The organism is Sphingomonas sp. Leaf21, from assembly GCF_916858675.1.
In the GTDB taxonomy this organism is placed as follows: domain Bacteria; phylum Pseudomonadota; class Alphaproteobacteria; order Sphingomonadales; family Sphingomonadaceae; genus Sphingomonas.
Map to the genome: position 1 here is coordinate 1 of NZ_CAKASM010000037.1, position 19,882 is coordinate 19,882.

Annotated in this window: 15 protein-coding genes and 1 pseudogene; 4 read left to right on the top strand and 12 right to left on the bottom strand. The window is 66.8% G+C overall.

Annotation, left to right across the window (positions count from 1 at the left end; genetic code table 11):
• From LRP66_RS17450 to LRP66_RS17475, 6 genes and pseudogenes are all read right to left on the bottom strand, one after another.
• Positions 1-158, bottom strand: a pseudogene (locus LRP66_RS17450) (electron transfer flavoprotein subunit beta/FixA family protein); the annotation flags it as partial.
• 14 nt (positions 159-172) lie between these two features.
• A complete protein-coding gene (locus LRP66_RS17455) occupies positions 173-1,477 on the bottom strand; it encodes an OmpP1/FadL family transporter (protein WP_230483874.1) in 1,305 nt (434 codons plus the stop codon).
• Positions 1,478-1,533: 56 nt separating this feature from the next.
• Entirely contained in the window at positions 1,534-1,941 is a 408-nt protein-coding gene (locus LRP66_RS17460) for a DUF2147 domain-containing protein (protein WP_230483875.1), read from the bottom strand.
• A 161-nt stretch (positions 1,942-2,102) separates the two neighbouring features.
• Complete coding sequence (locus tag LRP66_RS17465; RefSeq protein ID WP_230483876.1) at positions 2,103-3,899, bottom strand: acyl-CoA dehydrogenase C-terminal domain-containing protein; 1,797 nt, start codon at positions 3,897-3,899, stop codon at positions 2,103-2,105.
• A 14-nt stretch (positions 3,900-3,913) separates the two neighbouring features.
• Positions 3,914-6,241 carry a 3-hydroxyacyl-CoA dehydrogenase/enoyl-CoA hydratase family protein gene (locus LRP66_RS17470; protein WP_230483877.1) on the bottom strand — a complete coding sequence of 776 codons (2,328 nt, stop codon included), beginning with the start codon at positions 6,239-6,241 and terminating at the stop codon, positions 3,914-3,916.
• Positions 6,241-7,377: a thiolase family protein gene (locus LRP66_RS17475; protein ID WP_230483878.1), complete on the bottom strand. Its 1,137-nt coding sequence runs from the start codon at positions 7,375-7,377 to the stop codon at positions 6,241-6,243. Before LRP66_RS17475 ends, LRP66_RS17470 begins: the two co-directional genes overlap by 1 nt.
• Before the next feature lie 131 nt (positions 7,378-7,508).
• Here LRP66_RS17475 and LRP66_RS17480 point away from each other — a divergent pair, with 131 nt between their 5' ends.
• Together LRP66_RS17480 and LRP66_RS17485 are read left to right on the top strand one after the other, a co-directional pair.
• Positions 7,509-9,221: a long-chain-fatty-acid--CoA ligase gene (locus LRP66_RS17480; protein WP_443026714.1), complete on the top strand. Its 1,713-nt coding sequence runs from the start codon at positions 7,509-7,511 to the stop codon at positions 9,219-9,221.
• 3 nt (positions 9,222-9,224) lie between these two features.
• Entirely contained in the window at positions 9,225-9,614 is a 390-nt protein-coding gene (locus LRP66_RS17485; RefSeq protein WP_230483879.1) for a MerR family transcriptional regulator, read from the top strand.
• A gap of 606 nt (positions 9,615-10,220) precedes the next feature.
• On the opposite strand, the gene LRP66_RS17490 is transcribed toward LRP66_RS17485, so the two are convergent.
• Genes LRP66_RS17490 through LRP66_RS17500 form a run of 3 tightly spaced genes read right to left on the bottom strand, consistent with a single transcriptional unit; the run spans position 10,221 to position 14,484 of the window.
• Positions 10,221-11,684, bottom strand: a complete 1,464-nt coding sequence (locus tag LRP66_RS17490) for an efflux transporter outer membrane subunit (RefSeq protein WP_230483880.1) — start codon at positions 11,682-11,684, stop codon at positions 10,221-10,223.
• Between the two features lie 8 nt (positions 11,685-11,692).
• Positions 11,693-13,291 carry an MDR family MFS transporter gene (locus LRP66_RS17495; RefSeq protein ID WP_443026715.1) on the bottom strand — a complete coding sequence of 533 codons (1,599 nt, stop codon included), beginning with the start codon at positions 13,289-13,291 and terminating at the stop codon, positions 11,693-11,695.
• Positions 13,288-14,484, bottom strand: a complete 1,197-nt coding sequence (locus tag LRP66_RS17500) for an HlyD family secretion protein (RefSeq protein WP_230483881.1) — start codon at positions 14,482-14,484, stop codon at positions 13,288-13,290. The genes LRP66_RS17495 and LRP66_RS17500 overlap by 4 nt, the downstream gene beginning before the upstream one ends.
• Positions 14,485-14,580: 96 nt before the next feature.
• Between LRP66_RS17500 and LRP66_RS17505 the strand changes: the two genes are divergently transcribed.
• On the top strand, positions 14,581-15,030 hold the full coding sequence (locus LRP66_RS17505; protein ID WP_230483882.1) for a MarR family winged helix-turn-helix transcriptional regulator: 450 nt from the start codon (positions 14,581-14,583) through the stop codon (positions 15,028-15,030).
• Between the two features lie 60 nt (positions 15,031-15,090).
• Here LRP66_RS17505 and LRP66_RS17510 read toward each other — a convergent pair whose 3' ends face one another.
• From LRP66_RS17510 to LRP66_RS17520, 3 genes are all read right to left on the bottom strand, one after another.
• On the bottom strand, positions 15,091-15,558 hold the full coding sequence (locus tag LRP66_RS17510; RefSeq protein WP_230483883.1) for a response regulator: 468 nt from the start codon (positions 15,556-15,558) through the stop codon (positions 15,091-15,093).
• Positions 15,518-16,636, bottom strand: a complete 1,119-nt coding sequence (locus LRP66_RS17515; protein WP_230483884.1) for a GAF domain-containing protein — start codon at positions 16,634-16,636, stop codon at positions 15,518-15,520. The genes LRP66_RS17510 and LRP66_RS17515 overlap by 41 nt, the downstream gene beginning before the upstream one ends.
• A gap of 162 nt (positions 16,637-16,798) precedes the next feature.
• Positions 16,799-18,784 (bottom strand): CocE/NonD family hydrolase, encoded by a 1,986-nt coding sequence (locus tag LRP66_RS17520; protein ID WP_230483885.1) that lies wholly within the window; start codon positions 18,782-18,784, stop codon positions 16,799-16,801.
• A gap of 222 nt (positions 18,785-19,006) precedes the next feature.
• On the opposite strand from LRP66_RS17520, the gene LRP66_RS17525 reads away from it, so the two are divergent.
• Entirely contained in the window at positions 19,007-19,714 is a 708-nt protein-coding gene (locus tag LRP66_RS17525; RefSeq protein WP_230483886.1) for a FadR/GntR family transcriptional regulator, read from the top strand.
• Positions 19,715-19,882 lie beyond the last annotated feature (168 nt).

Consider the following 19,882-nt stretch of genomic DNA (forward strand, 5'->3'; position numbering starts at 1 on the left):
CCCTTCTCCTTCAGCCGGATCGCCTCTTCCACCGCGATCTCGTCGAACGGGTTCATCGACATCTTCACGTTCGCCAGATCGACGCCCGTCCCATCCGCCTTCACGCGCGGCTTCACATTGTAATCCAACACCCGCTTCACGGGCACGACGATCTTCATCAAATCACACTCCGTCAGAAGCTGAACCGGCCACCGATCGACCCGACGAACGCACGGGCGTTCTGGACCTGACCCGACGTCAGGATCGGCGTCTGCACCGGCGTGCCGACATAGGCGGCGGTGCGCCGGTCGATGCTGGCATTGGCGAAGTCGATATAACTGGCCGCCGCGTCGAGCGTGAAGCGCGGCGTCAGCTTGTACGAACCGCCGACCGAGTAATTCCAGCGATTGGCATCGGGCACGCGCGCATCGCGATTGCCGTCCTGCGTCGGGGTGATGCCCCGCTGAAGACCCGCACGCAGCGTCAGCCGCTCGTTGGCGGCATAGTCGAGGCCGCCGGCCAGCGACCAGCTGTTGCGGTAATTTTCCGGGATCGCGGTGTTGATCGGCGCACCAAGCCGGATCGCGTCGAAGTCGGACCAGGTGAAGCGGACCACCTGCGCGTTCAGCGTCAGCTTGTCGGTGGTGCGGAACCGCCCCGCGACGATGATCTGCGCGGGCGTGTAGAATTCCGCCGTCGCGCCATCGACCGTCCGGTTCTGCCCCGCCAGCGGGCCGAGCAGGCCGCCTACCTCCAGGCTGCCCTTCAACTGGTGCTTGATCCGCGACTTGTAGCTGATGCCGACGGTCGCCCAGTCATTGTGAAGCTGAACACCCGCGGTCCAGCCGAGGTCCCAGCCATCGCCCTTCAACCGCTGGAAGCCGTCCGCCAGCAGCGGCGACAGATTGGGCAGCGCGTTGCCCAGCTCGGCCTTGGTATATTCGACGTTCAGCGCGCCGCCGACACGCAGCCAGTCGAGCAGCGCGACGCCGACCGAGGGCTGGATGTCGATCGTGCGCAACTCGGTCTTGAGCGCGCTGTACCGGGCCCAGCTATTGGCGCCATATTCGGTGGTGAAGCTATAGGGCGAGGTGACCGCCAGGCCGACCGCGACCCGGTCGTTGAGCGGATAGGCGACCGCGCCGGACGGCACGATGCCGCGATTGATCGGATCGCTCGACACGCCGTTGCCACCGACGGCCCGCGCGGGCTGGCCGGGGCGGAGGATCACCGTGCCGGTGTCGACCACATCGCCCTTGGGGATGATCGCCGACGCGCCGATCACCGCCTCGCCACGCTCCATGCCCGCGATCGAGGCGGGGTTCCACCACAGCGACGACGCACCGGTATCGGCGGCCTCGCCCGAAAAGGCCCGGCCCTGTCCACGGGTCGACTGTTCCTGGAGATAGAAGGCCTGCCCGTGGGCCGCACCGGCAAAGGCGAAGGACGACGACAGGATGGCGGTGGCCAGAAGCGGCGCCTTGAGGCGGTTGGTCATCAATTTACTCCCCGAATCTCATGATGTTTGGCGATGGGACGAATCCGCGCGACGGATCAGCGGATACGCGTCCAGGTCTGGGTCTTGCACAGCGGTACGAAGACGCAGCCGCGCACCTTCAGCGTGTCCGGCCCCTCGGGCGTCAGCTTGGCGCTATAGGTCTTGCCGTCCTCGGCATTGTAGATGGTGCCACCGCCCCAGGCCGAACCGTCCTGCGCAAAGCCCTGGAGGATCAGCAGGTTCTTGAGCGGACGATTGCGCAGCTTGGGATCGCGGTTGTTCTGGTCGGTCAGCGCGGGATTGGTGCGCAGCTTTTCCGAACTGATGATCCGGCCGCAAACGGACGCACCGCATTTCTGGATCTCGACCACGCCGCCGCGCGTCTGGGTCTGCCAGCGGCCGACCACCGTGTCCGCATTCGCACCAGCCGCCGCAAGGGCCATGGCCGTCAGGGTCAACAACATGCCTCTTCTCCTCTCCATGCCCGTTTCCCGGGCGGGAACGCCGGTTTTCCCGGTCGCCCCTGAATTACCCTATACGTCCAATATATGACGCATAGGATAACAGACTGTCATGCCTACGATGCCGGTCGCTCGCGATCAAGCGCAACCGGCATCGCATCATTTCAAAATGCTTCCAGTTCCAGCGCCATGGTCGAGCGCTTGCCCGACTTGATGGCCAGGAACGCCGCCGTCGCCTGTGGCAGGATGCGGTCGAAGAAGAACCCTGCGGTGGCGAGCTTGGCCTTGTAGAAGCCCGCCTCGTCCGTGCCCTCGGCCAGCTTCTCGGTGGCGATCCGCGCCGATTTCAGGAAGCAGTGGCCCATGCCGACCAGGCCCAGCAGGCGCAGATAGTCGGTCGCCGCCGCACCCGCCTCCTCGGGGTCCTTCATGCCCTTCTGCGCGATCATGCCGGTGCTGAGCTGCAAGGCGCCGAACGCCTGCTGCATGGCGGCGGCCCAGCCGGTGATCGCCTTGTCGTCATGCTTGGTCAGTGCCTCGACCTGTTCCGAGACCGCATGGAAGAAGGGGCGCATGTAGCGGCCCATATGCGCGGGCATCTTGCGGCCGACCAGATCGAGCGCCTGGACGCCGTTGGTCCCCTCGTAGATTTGCGCGATACGGGCGTCGCGGACGAACTGCTCGATACCGTGGTCGCGGATATAGCCATGGCCGCCATGGACCTGCACCGCCATATTGGCCGCATCGAAGGCGAGATCGGTGAACAGCGCCTTCACGACCGGGGTCAGCAATGCCACGAAGTCCGCCGCGCGCGACTTGTCGGCGGGGTCGATCGCGTGCGCCTCGGCGTCCAGCCCGCGCGCCGCCCACTGGCCCAGCGCGCGGCAGCCTTCGGCATAGGCGCGCATGGTCATCAGCATCCGGCGCACGTCCGGGTGGACGATGATTGGATCGGCAGGCAGATCGGGACGCGCCGCCCCGCCGAGGGCCCGGCCCTGGAGACGGTCCTTCGCATAGGCGACCGCCGACTGGTAGGCGACTTCGTTGATGCCCAATCCCTGAATACCGACCGACACACGCTCGGTGTTCATCATCGTGAACATCGCGGCGAGCCCCTTGTTCAGCTCGCCCACGACCCAACCCTTGGAGTCGTTGAACTCCAGCTGGCAGGTGGCCGACGCCTTCAGGCCCATCTTGTGCTCGATCGCCGCGACGCTGACCCCGTTCGCCGGACCGACCGAGCCGTCGTCCTTGGGCAAATATTTCGGCACGAGGAACAGGCTGATCCCCTTCACACCCTTGGGCGCGTCGGGCGTGCGCGCGAGGACGAGGTGGATGACGTTATCGGTCAGGTTATGGTCGCCCGCCGAGATGAAGATCTTGCCGCCGGTGAGACGATACGAACCATCCTCCTGCGGATCGGCACGGGTGCGCAGCAGGCCCAGATCGGTGCCGCAATGCGCCTCGGTCAGGCACATCGTCCCCGACCATTCGCCCGAGATCATCTTGGGCAGATAGAAGCTCTTCAGGTCTTCCGAGCCATGGCCCATCAGCGCGGTGGTCGCACCGTGGGTCAGGCCGGGATAGAGGCTGAACGACAGGTTGGTCGCGCAGATCATCTCCTCGACCAGCTTGTTCACCGCCTCGGGCAGCCCCTGCCCGCCATATTCGACCGGCGAGGCGAGCGCGGCCCAGCCGCCCTCACAGAACTGGCTATAGGCTTCCTTGAAACCGGCGGGGGTGCGGACGACGCCGTTTTCCAGCTTGCACCCTTCGATATCGCCGGTGGCGTTGAGCGGCAGCAGGACCTCCTGCGTGACGCGCGCGGCTTCTTCCAGAATGGCGTCGTACAGCTCGGGACCGAATTCGTCCTGCCCCGCGACGGGGCCGAACTCGTCCTCGGCAAACAGCTCGTGGAGGACGAAACGCATGTCGCGCAGCGGCGCGTTATAGACTTGCATGGCTTATCCTCTCCTCAGTTCCGCAGCGGCTTGCCGGTTTCGAGCATATGCTCGACCCGCGCCTGGGTCCGCGCATCCTTGACGCTTTCCATGAAGGCGGCGCGTTCCAGCTTGAGCAGCTGGTCCTCGCTCACCTCGTCGATAATGTCCGCCTCTCCGCCGGTGACGATATTCGCCAGACGGCCCGCCACCACCACGTCGTACGGCGTGGCGATGCCCTTCCTGGCGAAGTCGGCGACCGCGCCGTTGAAGGCGACCCGTCCGGCCGCGCCCGGCAGGCGGAAGACCGGCTTTTCGGGCGGCTGATACCCCTCGACCAGCGACAGCGCCTTCCGCTTGGCATCGGCCAGCAGCCGGTCGCGGTTCATGGTGATGCCGTCGTCCTTGCGGAGGTATCCCAAATCCTTCGCCAGTGCGGCGGAGCGCGACACCTGCGCGGTCGAGATCGTCTCGAACGCCTTCATGGCGGCGGGCATCGGCCCCTTGGGCATCTTGGGCGACTTGGCGAGACGGTCGATCAGCTCGCCATTGCCACCCCAGCCGGGGACCAGACCGACGCCGGTTTCGACCAGCCCGATATAGCTTTCGGCATGAGCCTGGATCGCATCGGCGTGGAGCAGGATCTCGCACCCGCCGCCCAGCGCCATGCCGGCCGGCGCCGCGACCACCGGGAAGGGTGCGTATTTCAGCGCCTTGTACGCCTGCTGGCCCGCGACGACCAGCTTGTCGACCTCTCCCCAGGCCGCGATATTCACCGCGAACATGGCGAGGCCGAGATTGGCACCGGCCGAGAAGTTGCTGCCCTCGTTATAGATGACCATCGCCTTATACTGGCTCTTCACCAGCGCGATGGTCTTTTGAAGCAGCGACAGCACCTGCTCGTCGAGCGCGTTCATCTTGCCGGTGAACTCGAACGCGACGACGCCGTCGCCCACGTCCCAGGCCGCCGCCGAGCCGTTCTTCAACAGCGGCTCGGAGCGCAGCTTGATATCCTCGAGCAGCAGCACGCCCTCGGCGCGGACGACATCGGCGTATTCGCCGCCCAGCGTCAGATACTGACGCTTGCCATCGACCACGCGGTAGAAGGACCGGTCGCCCGCCGTCTCCAAGAGCGCAGGCACCGTCTTGCCCTCGGCACGCAGTCGCTCGGCCAGCTTGCCCGGCCCCATGCGGTCGATCAGCTCGAACGGGCCGAACTTCCAGTTATAGCCCAGCTTCATCGCGTCATCGATCGCGACGATATCGTCCGCCGCCTCGCCGACCAGACCCGCCGCGTAGGACAGGACGGGGCCCAGCACCGCCCAGGCATAGTCGCCGACCTTGCCCGGCGTCGCGACCAGCGCGGCCAGATCCTTTTCGGCGCGACCGGGGAGACGCTCGGGCTTCTTTTCCGCGCGGTATTCGCCGGTCTTCAGGTCGATCGCCTGCTTGGCCTTGGTGCCGTCGGGCTTGCGGTCGAGGCGATAGAAGCCGCCCTTGCCCTTGCGGCCGGTAAAGCCCTCCGCGATCATCTTGTCGACCAGCGGCAGCGGGCGGATCGTGTCGAAATAGGCGTCACCCTCCGGCAGGGTCGACGACAACGACTTGGCGAGCAGCGGCATCAGGTCGATGCCGACCAGGTCGATCAGCCCGAAGATACCGGTCTTGGGCACGCCCATCGGACGGCCACCGATCTGGTCGGCCTCCTCGACGGTCAGGCCCTGATCCATCGCCGCGTTGATCGCGACGGCCAGCCAATAGGTGCCGATGCGATTGGCGATGAAGCCAGGCGTGTCCTTGGCGCGGACGATCCGCTTGCCCATGCGATGATCGACAAACTGCTCGACCTTGCCCGCGACACCGGCGTCAGTGTGCCCCGACGTCACGATCTCGATCAGCCGCATATAGCGCGGCGGGTTGAAGAAGTGGGTGATGAGGAAGTCGCGCTTGAACTGCTCCGACCGCCCCTCGACCAGATGGCCGAGCGGGATGGTCGAGGTGTTGGACGACACCGCCGTGCCGGGGCGCTTCAACGTCTCCAGCTTGGCATAGAGCGACTGCTTGATATCCAGCCGCTCGACCACCGCCTCGACGATCCAGTCGCATTCGGCGACCTTATCGAGGTGATCCTCGATATTGCCCGTTTCCACCAGCTTGGCGGCGGCGGGGGACATGAAGGGCGCGGGCTCGGTCTTGAGCATCTTCGCGACCGCGCCCTTGGCCACCGCGTCACGGTCGCCGCCGTCCTTCGGCACGATATCGAGCAGCAGGACGGGCACACCGGCATTGGCGACCTGCGCCGCGATGCCCGCGCCCATCACGCCTGCGCCGATCACGCAAACCTTGTTGATCGTCTCAGCCATCATGCACGCTCCAACACAGTCGCGATGCCCTGCCCGCCGCCGATGCACTGGGTGGCGAGCGCATAGTGGCCGCCCTCGCGCGCCAGCAGAGCCGCCGCCTTGCCGACGATGCGCGCGCCGGTCGCGCCCAGCGGATGGCCGATCGCGATCGCGCCGCCGTCCTTGTTGATCGCGTCTTCCTTCAGGCCCAGATCGCGGATGCAGGCGATCGCCTGGCTGGCGAATGCCTCGTTGATCTCGACCACATCGAGGTCGCCGGGCGCGATACCCGCGCGCTCCAGCGCCTTCTTCGACGAGGCGATCGGGCCGAGGCCCATCGTCTCCGGCTCGCAACCCGAAATGGCGACCGACTTGATGCGGGCCAGAATGGTCAGGCCATGCTTTTTGGCAAATTCTTCCGAAGTCACGAGCACGGCGGCGGCACCATCGGTCAGCGGCGAAGCGGTGCCTGCGGTCACGGTGCCGTCCTTGTCGAAGGCGGGCTTCAGACCGGCCAGAACCTCTTCGGTCGTGTCGGCGCGGATCAGCCCGTCCTCGGTCACGTCGCCCGCCTTGGTGTGGATCGGCACGATCTCATCGGCCAGGCGACCGGCGGCGCGCGCCTCTGCGGCCTTCTTCTGGCTGGCGACCGCGAACTTCTCCTGCTCGGCGCGGGTGATCTGGTATTTTTCCGCGACATTCTCGGCGGTCTGGCCCATGCCCATATACGCCCCCGGCCGCGCGGCGGCGAGTTCGGGGTTGGGCAGCGGGTTGTAGCCGCCCATCGGCACCCGGCTCATCGACTCGATACCCGCGCAGATGAACGCCTCGCCCGCGCCGATCTGGATCTGGCCCATCGCGATATGGATGGCCGACATGGACGATCCGCAGAAGCGGTTCACCGTCATCCCGCCGACCGACAGCGGCAGGTCCGCGAGCAGTCCGATCAGCCGCGCGACGTTCATGCCCTGCTCGCCCTCGGGGAAGGCGCAGCCCAGGATGATGTCCTCGATCTCCGACGCATCGACGCCGGTCCGATCGATCAGGCCGCGAATTACCTGCGCGGTCAGATCATCGGGGCGGACCCGTGCGAGCGCGCCCTTGCCAGCCTGGGTGAAGGGTGAGCGGGCATAGCCTGCGATCACGATGTTGGTCATCCAATCCTCTCTTTATGGGCTTGCGGCCTAACGTTAAGGTGCGTTACCTACCCTATACGTAAATACCATAAGAAACTCGACCGCAATCGACAACCGGGTATGGTCGAAAAAAGAACAAGGAGAGCGACGCGATGACGATCGGAGCGAACGGGGAAGCCGCCAGCGTCGAGATGCCGGGACAGGCCACCGGACGTCCGCTGGTGTCGGAGCCCCGCCTGCTGACCGATATGTTCGAGACCACGGTACGGCGGCACGGCACCCGCCCGGCGGTCGATTTCATGGGCCGCATCACCCGTTACGACGAACTCGGCGCGATGGTCGAGCGGGCGGCGGCGGGTTTGCAGGCGCTGGGGGTGAAGCCCGGCACGCGCGTCGCGCTCTGCCTGCCCAACATCATCTATTACCCGGTGCTCTACTTCGCCACGCTCAAGGCCGGGGGCATCGTCGTCAACGTCAACCCGCTCTACGTCGAACGCGAACTCTGCCATCTGCTCGAGGATTCGGGGGCGGAGATCATCGCGACCTGCGACATTCCCGACATCTATGAGCGGGTCAGCCATGTCGCCGACAAGCTGAACCTGCGCCACGTCATCGCCTGCCCGGTCGCCGATGCGCTGCCGGTGGTGAAGGGTCTGGCCTATCGCCTGCTCAAACGGTCGATGATCGCGCCGCCGGGGCCTGCGCCGCGCCATCTGACTTTCCAACAGATGATGAAGCGCGGGCGTGGCCTGACGCCGGTGGCGGCCAAGCCCGACGATGTGGCGGTGTTGCAATATACCGGCGGCACGACCGGAAGCCCCAAGGCCGCGATGCTCTCGCACGTCAATCTCGTCGCCAATGCCGATGCGATGGTCATCCATACCGGCGGTGAAGAGGCGATCGGCGAGGAGCGTATCCTGGGGGTGCTGCCCCTGTTCCACGTCTTCGCACTGACCACGGTGTTGAGCTTCGCGATCCGGGTCGGCGCGGAGATGATCCTGCTCCCCCGCTTCGAACTCGACCAGGTGCTGAAGACCATCGCGCGCAGCAAGCCGACCTATTTCCCCGCCGTCCCGACCATCTACAACGCGATCGCGGGTGTGGCCGAGGCGCGAAAGGTCGATCTGTCGGCGATCAAGGCCTGCATCTCGGGCGGTGCGCCACTCCCCGCGGAGGTCCGCATCGCGTTCGAGACGACGACCGGCGGCAAGCTGGTCGAGGGTTACGGCCTGTCCGAGGCGTCGCCGATCATCACCTGCAACCCGATCGTCGGCGAGAACAAGGGCGGTTCGGCGGGACTCCCCTTCCCCGGCACGGTCATCGAGATCCGCGACCGCGACGATCCCGACCGGCTGATGCCGCCGGGGGAAGTCGGCGAGATCTGCGCGCGGGGGCCGCAGGTCATGTCGGGCTATTGGCACAAGTCGGCCGAGACCGAACAGGTCTTCATCCACGGCGCGCTGCGCACCGGCGATGTCGGCTATCTGGACGAGGACGGCTATCTGTTCATCGTCGACCGGATCAAGGACGTGATCCTTTGCGGCGGCTATAATGTCTATCCGCGCATGATCGAAGAGGCGCTGTACGAGCATCCGGCGGTCGCCGAGGCGGTGGTGATCGGCGTCCCGGACGCCTATCGCGGCCAATCGCCCAAGGCCTTCGTCAAGCTGGCGCCCGACCATCGCGCGACGCCGGAGGAACTTCGTGTGTTCCTTCAGGACAAGGTCAGCAAGATCGAACTTCCCCGCGAGGTCGAAATCCGCGAAAGCCTGCCCAAGACCCTGATCGGCAAATTGTCGAAAAAGGAACTGGTCGAGGAAGAATTGGCGAAGGCGGCCGCGACGGCGCGGTCGATGGGGGAATAAGCGGTGGGGGACAATGAGGAGCTGCGCGGCATACAGGATGTCGCGAACAGCTTGGGGATCACGACGCGGACGCTGCGCTTCTACGAGGATCGCGGCCTGATCGAACCGCGCCGCGTCGGCACCGCGCGCGTCTATTCGAAGCGCGAGACGGCGCGGATGCAGTTGATCCTGCGGGGGAAAAGGCTCGGTTTCTCGCTTCGCGAGATCGAGGAGTTCCTGCGCCTCTACGACGCGGATCCGCAACATGTCGAACAGATGCGCGCACTCGCCGAGCGGTGCCGCGAGCGGGTGGACGAACTGCGACAGCAGATGACCGCGCTGGTCCAGACGGTCGAGGAACTGGAAACGATCGAGCGCGAAGCCCGCGACCGGATCGCCTCGGCTGGGGCATAACTCCCCCGTTCCTCCCCATCGGAGATGGGGAGGAGGGCCGTCGCGCCGGTGATGGTGGAGGGGCGAGACGGATCGGCCATGCCCCTCCACCACGCCCTGACGGGCGCGGTCCCCCTCCCCGAGCATAGCTCAGGGAGGATCTTGAGAAGGTGGGCGGCGGCGTGTGCCCCATTCCTCCCCATCTCCGATGGGGAGGAGGGCCGTCGCGCTGGCGATGGTGGAGGGGCGAGACGGACCGGCCATGCCCCTCCACCACGCCCTGACGGGCGCGGTCCCCCTCCCCGCGCGGCGCGCAGGGAGGATTTTGAGAAGGTGGGCGACGGCGTGTGCCCGATTCCCCCCCATCTTCGATGGGGAGGGGGACCATCGCGCCAGCGATGGTGGAGGGGCGAGACGGACCGGCTATGCCCCTCCACCACGCCCTGACAGGCGCGGTCCCCCTCCCCGCGCTGCGCGCAGGGAGGATTGTGCGAAGGTGGGCGGCGGCGTGTGCCCCATTCCTCCCCATCTCCGATGGGGAGGGGGACCATCGCGCCAGCGATGGTGGAGGGGCGGGACGGATCGGCCATGCCCCCCCCACCTCCCCGAGCATAGCTCAGGGAGGATTTAGGATGCGGCGCGCCAGCCCAGGCCGAGCGCCTTTTGCAGCGCGACGTAATCGTTGGTCAGACCGGCCACCGCCTGCGACAGCGACTGATCCGCCGCCACCCGCTGCCGCTCCGCGTCGAGCGTATCGATCAGCGTCGCCGCGCCCGCGCGGTAGCGTTGCTGCATCAGCGCCGCCGAGCGGTCCGCAGACGCCTTCGCGCGCGCCAACGTCGCGACCGTATTGCGACGCGCCCGAAACCGCGACAGCGAATCCTCGGCATCGCGCAGAGCCGCCAGGACCGCGCCGCGATACTGCGCCTCGGCTTCGTCGCGCGCGCCCTCGGCCTGGCCGACGCGGGCATTGGCGCGGCCGAAGTTCAGCACATTCCATTGCAGCATCGGCGCGCCCAGCGTCACCAGATTGTCGAGATCGGTCAGCGCGTCGAGCGACGTGCCGCCGATACCGATGATCCCCATCAGGTTGAGCCGCGGGAACTTGGCCGCCTCGGCGACGCCGATCCTGGCGGTCTGTGCCGCGAGGTTGCGCTCGGCGGCACGAATGTCGGGACGCCGTTGGAGCAGCGCGGTCGGATCGCCCACCGCGACCTGCGCGGGCGGCAGCGGCACCTTGCCGACCGTGCTGAGACGCTGGTCGAGCGTCCCCGGCGCCTCGCCGATCAGGATGGCCAGCGCGTTGAGATAGGTCTCGACCGAGGCCGATAGCGGCAGGATCTGCGCATCGGTACTCTCCACCTGGTTGCGCAACCGCTCCACCTCAAGCTGCGAGGCGGTGCCGTTGGCGAAACGCTGCTCGGTCAGCTTCAACGTGTCGCGCTGCATCCGCGAGGCGGCGCGCGCCAGGATCAGCCGCTGCTGCGCATCGCGAAGCCCGACATAGGCCTGGGCGACATCGGCGCTGAGCGACACCTGTGCATCGGCGACATTGGCCTCCGCCGCCGCCGCGCTGGCACGAGCCGCCTCGACCGTGCGACGACGACCGCCGAACAGGTCGATCTCCCAGCTTGCGTCGAAGCCGAGGTTGAAGAAGTCGACATTGGTGCCGCCGCCCGAGCCGCTCGATCCGCCGCCATTGGCGCCGTCCTGCTCGCCACCACCGCCGCCGAGATCGAGCGAAGGCAGATTCGCATGGAGATAGGTCGCGCTGGCATTGGCGTTGGGCGCCTGGTTGGCTCGCTCCAGCCGCAGCGCCGAACGCGCCTGCTTCAACCGCGCCTGCGCCACCGCGACATTGGGATTGGCCTGAAGCGCCCGCTCCTCGAGCCAGTTGAGCAGCGGGTCGTCGAGCGTCGTCCACCAGTCGGCGACCGCAGGCGCGGTCGTCGCCAGCGTCGTGTCGGCGCGGACGAACCCGGCGGGCGGGGTCGGTGCCGATCCGACGCCCTTCGGTGGCCCCGCATAGTTCGGCCCGACGGTGCAGGCCCCGAGCAGGAGAAGCGGGATGAGGGAAAGCTGCTTGCGCATCAGGGTTCTCAATGCATCGCCACGGGGCCGCCCTTGGGCAGCGGGCGGAGGAACAGGACAAGCGGCATCACCATCAGGATGCCGACGCACAGGATGAAGAACAGGTCGTTATAGGTCATGACCAGCGCCTGTTGCCGGATCGTGTTACCGATCATGCGGAGCGCCGCGTCGGGGCTGCCGAACTGCTGGGTCAGCGAGTCGACCCAGCCCTGGGTCGTGCCCGAATTGGCGGTCAGCGTCTCCTCCAGACGGCGCTCGTGGAGGAAGCTTCGCTGGTCTTGGACCGTCGCGATCCCGGCGAGCGCGAAGGAGCCGCCCAGGTTGCGCGCGGCGCTGAACAGCCCGGCCGCGTCACCCGCCTGCGACGGCGGCACCGACGAGATCGCCGCCTGGTTCAGGAACAACATGCCCAGGATCGTGCCCACCCCACGCAGCAACTGGCTGTCGGTGAACGAGCTGCCGGTGGAATCGGCGGTCAGCACCGTGTCGATCCCCGCGCTGAGCGCCATGATGCCCAGCCCCAGCCCGACCGCGATGCGGATGTCGACCTTCTTGATCAGGATCGGCGTGAACGGCATCAACATCAGGCTGGGGATACCGCTGAGCAGCACGACCTTGCCCGCCTGGAACGCGTTGTAGCCCGCGATCGACGCCAGGAACTGCGGGATCACATAGGAGGTGCCGTAGAGCACCATGCCCAGCACGATGCCCATGATGACGACGCTGCCGAACTGGCGATCGAGCAGCAGTTTCAGCCGGATGACCGGCCGCGACGCGACGAACTGCCCCGCGAACAACAGGCAGAAGCCGAAGATCGACAACAGGGTCAGCTCGATGATCTCACGCGATTCGAACCACTGCTCGCGCTGCCCTTCCTCCAGCACGACGGTCAGACCGCCCAGCCCCAGCGCGAGCCCGGCGATGCCCAGCCAGTCGGCCTTGGCCAGCTCGGACAGATGCGGCTTCTGGTGCGGCAGGCCGACCAGCAACAGGGTGACGAGCAGCGCGCCCACCGGAATGTTGAGGAAGAAGGCATAGTGCCAGCTGACATTCTCGGTCAGCCAGCCACCGATCAGCGGGCCCATGACGGGGCCGAGAATGGCGGTGACGCCGAAAAAGGCGGTGCCGATCGGCTGCTGCTCGCGCGGCAGACGCGTGGCGATGATGGTCAGCGCGGTCGGGATCAGCGCTCCGCCGGTAATCCCCTGCCCCGCACGACCGATGATCATCATCGTCAGGTTGGTCGACAGGCCGCACACCACCGAAAATCCGGTGAACAGGATCGAGGCAAGCAGCAGGAAGGTACGCAGGCCAAGCAGTCGCTCGAGCCAGGCGGACAGCGGGATGATGATGATCTCGGCGACCAGATAGGAGGTCGCGATCCACGTTCCCTCCGTGCCGCTCGCCCCGATCTCGCCCTGGATGGTCGGCAGCGCCGAGTTGACGATGGAGATGTCGAGCGTCGCCATCAGCGCGCCGATGCTTCCCGCCGCGACGGCGAGCCACGCGGTCAGGTCGGCCTTGGCCGGATTGCCGCCCCCGGAGGCGGTCGATCCGGCCCCTTTGCCTTTGGGCGCACCCCTGGCGGGGGCGGCAGCGGCGCTCACCGGCCCTGCGCCCCCTGACGCGCGTCGTTATGCTGGTCCTGCTGCTCGGCGATGCGCTTCAGCGCACCCTTGGCGGAGCGGGTGTCGACGGTCACGTCGACCGACATGCCAGGCACCATCAGCGCGCGGGTCTGCGCATCGGCATCGACCGCGATGCGCACGGGCACGCGCTGGACGATCTTGGTGAAGTTGCCGGTCGCGTTCTGCGGCGGCAGCAGCGAGAATTGCGCACCGGTGCCGGGCGCCACGCTTTCGACATGGCCCTTGATCTCGACTCCGGGCAGCGCATCCACCTCGATCTTCACCGGCTGGCCCGCACGCATCAGGCCGAGCTGCGTCTCCTTGAAGTTCGCGTTGATATAGAGCTGGTTGACCGGCACGACCGACATGGTCCGAGTACCCGCCTGCAGGAACTGGCCGACGCGCACGGTCTTGTTGCCGACACGCCCCGCGATCGACGAGCGGATCAGGGTCGAGCCCAGGTTTACTTCGGCGGCGTCGAGCTGCGCCTGCGCGGCCTGACCCTGCGACCGGGCCTGGCGGACCTGCGCGTCGAGCGTCCCGACGCGGCGCTGCGCGGCGGCCAGCGCGGCCGAGGCGCTGGCGACCTTCGCATTGGCCTGGCGTGCCTGGTTCTGGAGCTGCGACAGGCGCTCGCGGCTCTCCGCCCCCGACGCGGCGAGCGGCGTGTAGCGGCTCACCTCCGCCTGGGCGAAGACGGCATCGCTCTGCGCGGCGCGAAGATCGGCACGGGCGCGGTCGATCGCGGCCTGCTGCTCGCGGATCTGCGCCTGCACGCCCTGCGCATTGGCCTGGGCGACGCCGATTTGCGCCTCGATCTGCGCGGTCTGGGCGCGGTAGTCGCGGGTGTCGATCTGGAGCAGCGGCTGCCCGACCTGGACGTTCTGGTTCTCGCCGACGAACACCTTGTCGACATAGCCCGAGACCTTGGGCGCGATCGTCACCGCATCGGCCTGGATGAAGGCGTCGTTGGTCGACTGCATATACTGGCCGACGCTCTTGTAATTGGCGTACCAGAAGACGCCGCCGATCACCGCGACGGCCGCGACGACCAGCAGGATGATCCGGATACGCCGCTTCTTGGCGGGGGAGACGGGGGTCTTTTCCTCCGAGTCGGCGGCGTCCTGCCGCCCCTCGTCCTGCCCCTCTTGCACTTGGTTTGCGTCGGCCATCCAGGCCTCCCTGTCGATGGAATCAATAGAACTCGATAGTGCATTTGCTCGCACTTGCACAATAAGGCAAGACCATTTATTGAGCTACCTCACAATATGCCCGATCTTGACGCCCTGGCCCTTCGCTACAGCCGTATCTACCTGCGACTGCACCGCCACCTCGACCGGCGGATGGCGGCGCAGGGCGCCTCGCTGGCGCGGGCCAAGATGCTCAACTTCATCGCGAACAACATGCCGGTGCGCGCGGCGGACGTGGCCGACTGGTTCGCCCTCGCCCCGCGCACCGTGACCCAGGCGATCGACACGATGGAGCGCGACGGGCTGGTGGTGCGCGTGGCCGATCCGGCCGACCGCCGGGCCAAGCGGCTGGAAATCACGAAGAACGGTGAACAGGTCATCCGCCAGACCGAGCCGTTGCGCCGCGAATTGGTCGAGCAGGCCTTCTGCCTCCTGACCCCCGCCGACACCGCGCAGCTCGAACGGATCCTCGACAAGCTGGAACTCGCGATCGAGACCCGGCTGGAGGGACCGTCGGACCAGTCGTAAGCCGTGAATTGCCCCTGTCATCGGCGAGCCCCCTTCCCCCCATGTCCCTGACGAACGCCGCTAGCGCGCCTCGCCATAGAAGCGCAGCGATGGTGGAGGATCGCTCGGCCTCGCGCCGGTCGCGACCTGGTGGGCGGCGCGGACCGCCGCCCCCAGGCTGCCAGCGCGAAAGGGCTTGGCGATACAGCCGATAACGAGCGGATGACCGCCGCGGTCGGGGCAATTGCCGCTGAGGAATATGCAGGGGATGCCACGATCGGCGAGAAGCTGCGCCGCCGTCACCCCGCTGTCGCCATCGGCCAGCTTGACGTCGCACAGTGCCAGGTCCGGCAGGTCCTCATCCGCCAGCGCGAGAGCCGACGCCACCGTATCGGCGATCCCGACGACCCGGTGGCCGTGAAGGGTAAGCGCGTCCTCCACCAGCATGGCGACCAGCGCCTCGTCTTCGATGATGAGCAGGTTCAGCGGTGCGTCGTGCACCGCATCGTCATGGACGTGCGTCGCGGTGCCCGTATTCGCCGCCGTCATGCGGCATCACCAAAATCAGGCACCCATCATCCTCGTTCGTCAACGTCGCGCGCAATTGGTGACACAATCGAGCGACCAGCCGATTGGGTTCGAGCCCGGTCGCGACACGCCCCCATCCCGACGCCTCAAACGAGATGCGCAGATTTTCGTTCCCGTCGCCCTGCCCCACCGTCATCGTGATCCGTGGCAGCGCGGCCCCGTCCTCCAGCAGCGAATCGAGCAGCAGCGCCGCCGCCACCGCCCGCTCGATCGGAACCGCCACGGGCTCGGGCGCCGAGATCGTCCCCTCTGGCATATCCCCGCGTAGCTGCGCGATGACATCGCCGAACAGCGCAGGGAGATCGACCAGGCCCGGATCGGCGGTGGCGTAAAGCGGGCGGTGCGCGCTCGCCAGCACCTGCAGCCGTTCCGCCGCACGCGACAGCGCCGCGCGGGCGGCAGGCGCCTCGGCCCCGCGCACCTCATGCGACACCAGCCCGATCGCGACCTGGAGAGCGTTGCGGACCCGGTGGTTCAACTCGTCGAGCAGCCGCGCCTGTGTCTCGATACCGTGGCGAAGCGCTTCCTCGATCCGCAACCGGTGCTGCGCGAGCGCGGCGTAATGGCACAGCAGGAGGAGCAGCCGCCGTTCCTCGTCATCGAACGGCCGCGCGGCGCGGCGGCCATAGCCGAGCGTGCCCATCACCTCATCGCCGTGGAGGAGCGGCATGCACATATAGACGTCGAGACCCAGCGAGCGGACATAGCCGGTCCGGGATTCGCTACTCCGCTGGATATCGGTCAGGTGGAGCGGCCGACGCTCGCGCATCACCTCACCGCAGGCAGACCCCTCGATATCGAGCCGCGCCGCCTCATGCCGCTCGGCCTGGGTCAGACCGCCCGCGGTCGCTAGGCGGGTGCCTTCACCGTCGCGACGAAAATGGAAGAACATGTCGAGCCGCAACTCGTCGCGGATCAGCGCGAACAGCGAATCGACCATTGCCGCCGGATCGTCGGCCGCCATCAGCCGCTCGGTCGCCGCCGTCACCAATGCGAGATAGCGGCGGACATCGGCGGTATCGGCCGCCGTCGCGATCACATCACCGGTCGAAGGGGCAGGTTCGGTCAATGGCGGGGCAGCAACCACCCGTCACAGATAGCGCTCCCGGCGCGGGCGTCCAAGGGGTATGTCGGACGAACGGGGCGAGCCGAGGGCCTTGGGCGTGCGGTGGTGACATTCCCCGTCCGCACGCCCACCCGATCAGCGAGCCATCGCCGCCGACTGGTCCAGCGGCACGACCGGCAGCCATACCCGGCTCGCATTGGCGCCGCCGCGCTCCAGCGTGATCGTCGCCTTGCGGTAATCGCTCGCCTGGGCCGTGAAGATGTTGGGCACGAAGGTCTGCGGATTGCGGTCGTAAAGCGGGAACAGGCTCGACTGGACCTGGATCATGATCCGGTGCCCCGGCTGGAACACATGGTTCACGGTCGGCAACCGGAACTTGTATTCCTGCACCTTGCCTGCCGGGATCGCGGTCGGGTTGGAGAAGCTGTTGCGATAGCGGCCCCGGAAGATGTCGAGGCTGATCGGCAGTTCGTAGCCACCCATCTTGGCGTTGATCGCGTCTTCCGGCGGGAACACGTCGATCACCTTCACCACGAAGTCGCCGTCGGTGCCGGTCGTCCTCGCGAACAGATCGGCGATGGGCGCGCCCGATACGCGCACCGCCTTGGTCAGCACCGGCGTCGTATAGGTCACGACATCGGTGCGACCATCGACATGCCGCTGGTCGCTGACCAGCCAGTCGCCCCAGCGGCCATCGTCGAAGTTCACCGGTCGCGACAGATGCGGCACCGGATTGGCCGGGTCGGAGACATAGGCGTCCTGCCCGGAGCCGGGCTTGTCGAAGCTCAGCCCCTTGCCATCCGCCAGATAGATCGGCGTCAGCGTCGCGGGGCAGCCGCTCTGGCACGCGAGCGGCCACTGGGCCAGCTTGTCCCAGTGATTTTCGCCGGTGTTGTAGATCGCCGCGCTGGGCAGATTGGCGGCCGGGCCGTCCTTCAGATACTGGTTGAACAGCGGCAGGACCATGTCCTCGCGGAACTGCTTGGCGGTGTCGCCATTCCACTCGAACGGCCCCAGGCTGGTGCCGGTCCGGTTGATCTGGCTGTGCCGCCACGGGCCCATCACCAGGAAATTGTTGCCGAGCTTCCCCTTGGCCTTCAACGCTTCCCAGGACGTGATCGCGCCGTACATGTCCTCCTGATCCCACAGCCCCTGTTCCCACAGCGTCGGGACGTTGGAGGGAGTGGCGGCCAGCAGCTTGTCGAGCGCCTGGCCCTGCCAGTAGAAGTCATAGGACGGATGCTGCACCATCCGCTGCCAGAAGGGCAGTTGGTCATAGCCCGACTTCTTGGCCCAGTCGTTCGCCGAGCCGTAGCGGAAATTCTCGTAATCGTCATAGCCGCCGCTCGACGGTGCCGAGCCTGCGCCCTTATACCCCGTCTGCGACCCGATCCACCCGATATTGGCGAGGCGGAAGGCGCCGTAGTGCATCCAGTCGTCGCCCATCCAGCCATCGATCATGGGGCTCTCGGGCGCGGCGACCTTCAGGGCGGGGTGCGGGTGGAGGAGCGCCATGACGACGGTAAAGCCCTCATAGGACGAACCGATCATGCCGACCCGGCCGTTCGATTCGGGCAGGTTCGCCTTGTTCACCAGCCAGTCGATCGTGTCATAGGCGTCGGTGGTGTGATCGACCTTGGTCGCGTTGAGCGGGCCGATCACCGGCCGCGTCACGACATAGTCGCCCTCCGAGCCATATTTGCCGCGAATGTCCTGATAGACGCGGATATAGCCCGCCTTGGTGAATTCGGCGTCGGCGAGCGGGAGCGCCTCGATCATCCGGGTGCTGTCCGACCGCTTGGCCCGTCCCGCCGCGTTATACGGGGTGCGGGTCAGGACGATCGGCGCGTTCACCGCACCCTTGGGCACGACGATCACCGTATAGAGCTTGGTCCCGTCGCGCATCGGGATCATCACCTCGCGCTTGTCGTAATCGCGCTCGGCGACGTTGGTCGGCGGCGTGAAATGCGCGGGGATGTCGCTGACCGTCGAGTCGGTGACGACCCGGACCGGCGCGGCGGCGGCGTTGGTGGTGGCGTTGGTCTCGGGGCGCTGTTGCGCGGTGGCGGGCGACAGGATGGCGAGCGTGCTCGCGGCCAGCAAAAGGTTACGCAAGGTCATGAAAACGGATCCCCCTCATGGATCGGCTGATGCGCCATCGTGCCGCGATCGACACGTCGGGGCAACTGGCTGATTTCAGATTTGATACATTGTCTCATTGCAATGGCAAGCCGATGGTGTCGGGTGGAGGCATGACACCGCGCTTCCCTTTCGCGACCATGCCCCATAAAAGGTCTGACAAAGGCGCGACCGAGCCCCCTGCCCCGGAGAGGAACAAGCCGAGTGACGACAGTGAAGCGACGCGGACCCGCCCATAGTGCCCTGGCGCGGGACATCGGTGTCGCCATCGTGACCGGGCGGATTCCCACCGGTTCGACCCTGCCCGGCGAGGTCGAGATCGCCGAGCAGCGCGGCATGTCCCGATCGGTGGTGCGCGAGGCGCTGCGCATGTTGTCCGCCAAGGGGCTGGTGGTCAGCAAGCCCAAGGCCGGGACGCGGGTTCGCGAGCGTCTGGAGTGGAACCTGCTCGACCCCGAACTGCTCGCCTGGATGTTCGAGGGCGAGCCGCCCGCTGGTTTCGTGCAGAGCCTGTTCCAGCTCCGCCTGATCGTGGAGCCCGCCGCCGCCGAGCTGGCCGCCCTCAAGCGCGATACCCGCCAATTGTCGCGCATGGGCGCCGCGCTGGAGGCGATGGGCGAGAACGGCCTTCACACCGAACTCGGCCGCGCCGCCGACCAGCTCTTCCACAACATCATCCTCGAGGCGACCGGCAACGAACTGCTGATCAGCCTGTCGGGCAGCATCGGCGCGGCGGTACGCTGGACCACGCTCTACAAGCATCGCAGCGCCAAGCTGCCCAGCGACTCGATGCCCGAACACCGACAGTTGTTCGCGGCGATCGCGGACTCGAACGCGGCGGCGGCGCGGGCGGCGACGATCGTGCTGGTCGATCAGGCAAGAGAGGATACCGAGCGAGCGCTGGCGCGGTGAGGTGATATTTCCCTCTCTCGGCCGGACGCAGCAAAGCGGAAAGACGGAGATCGGCGCCAGTTCGAGGGCCCCGGTTTCCCGAAAAGGATCGGAGACCGTCCGAAAACTCGCTGGTGGTGGGGCTGCAGGGGTTCTTCGTGGCGAACTGGCGCAATAAGCGATATCCTG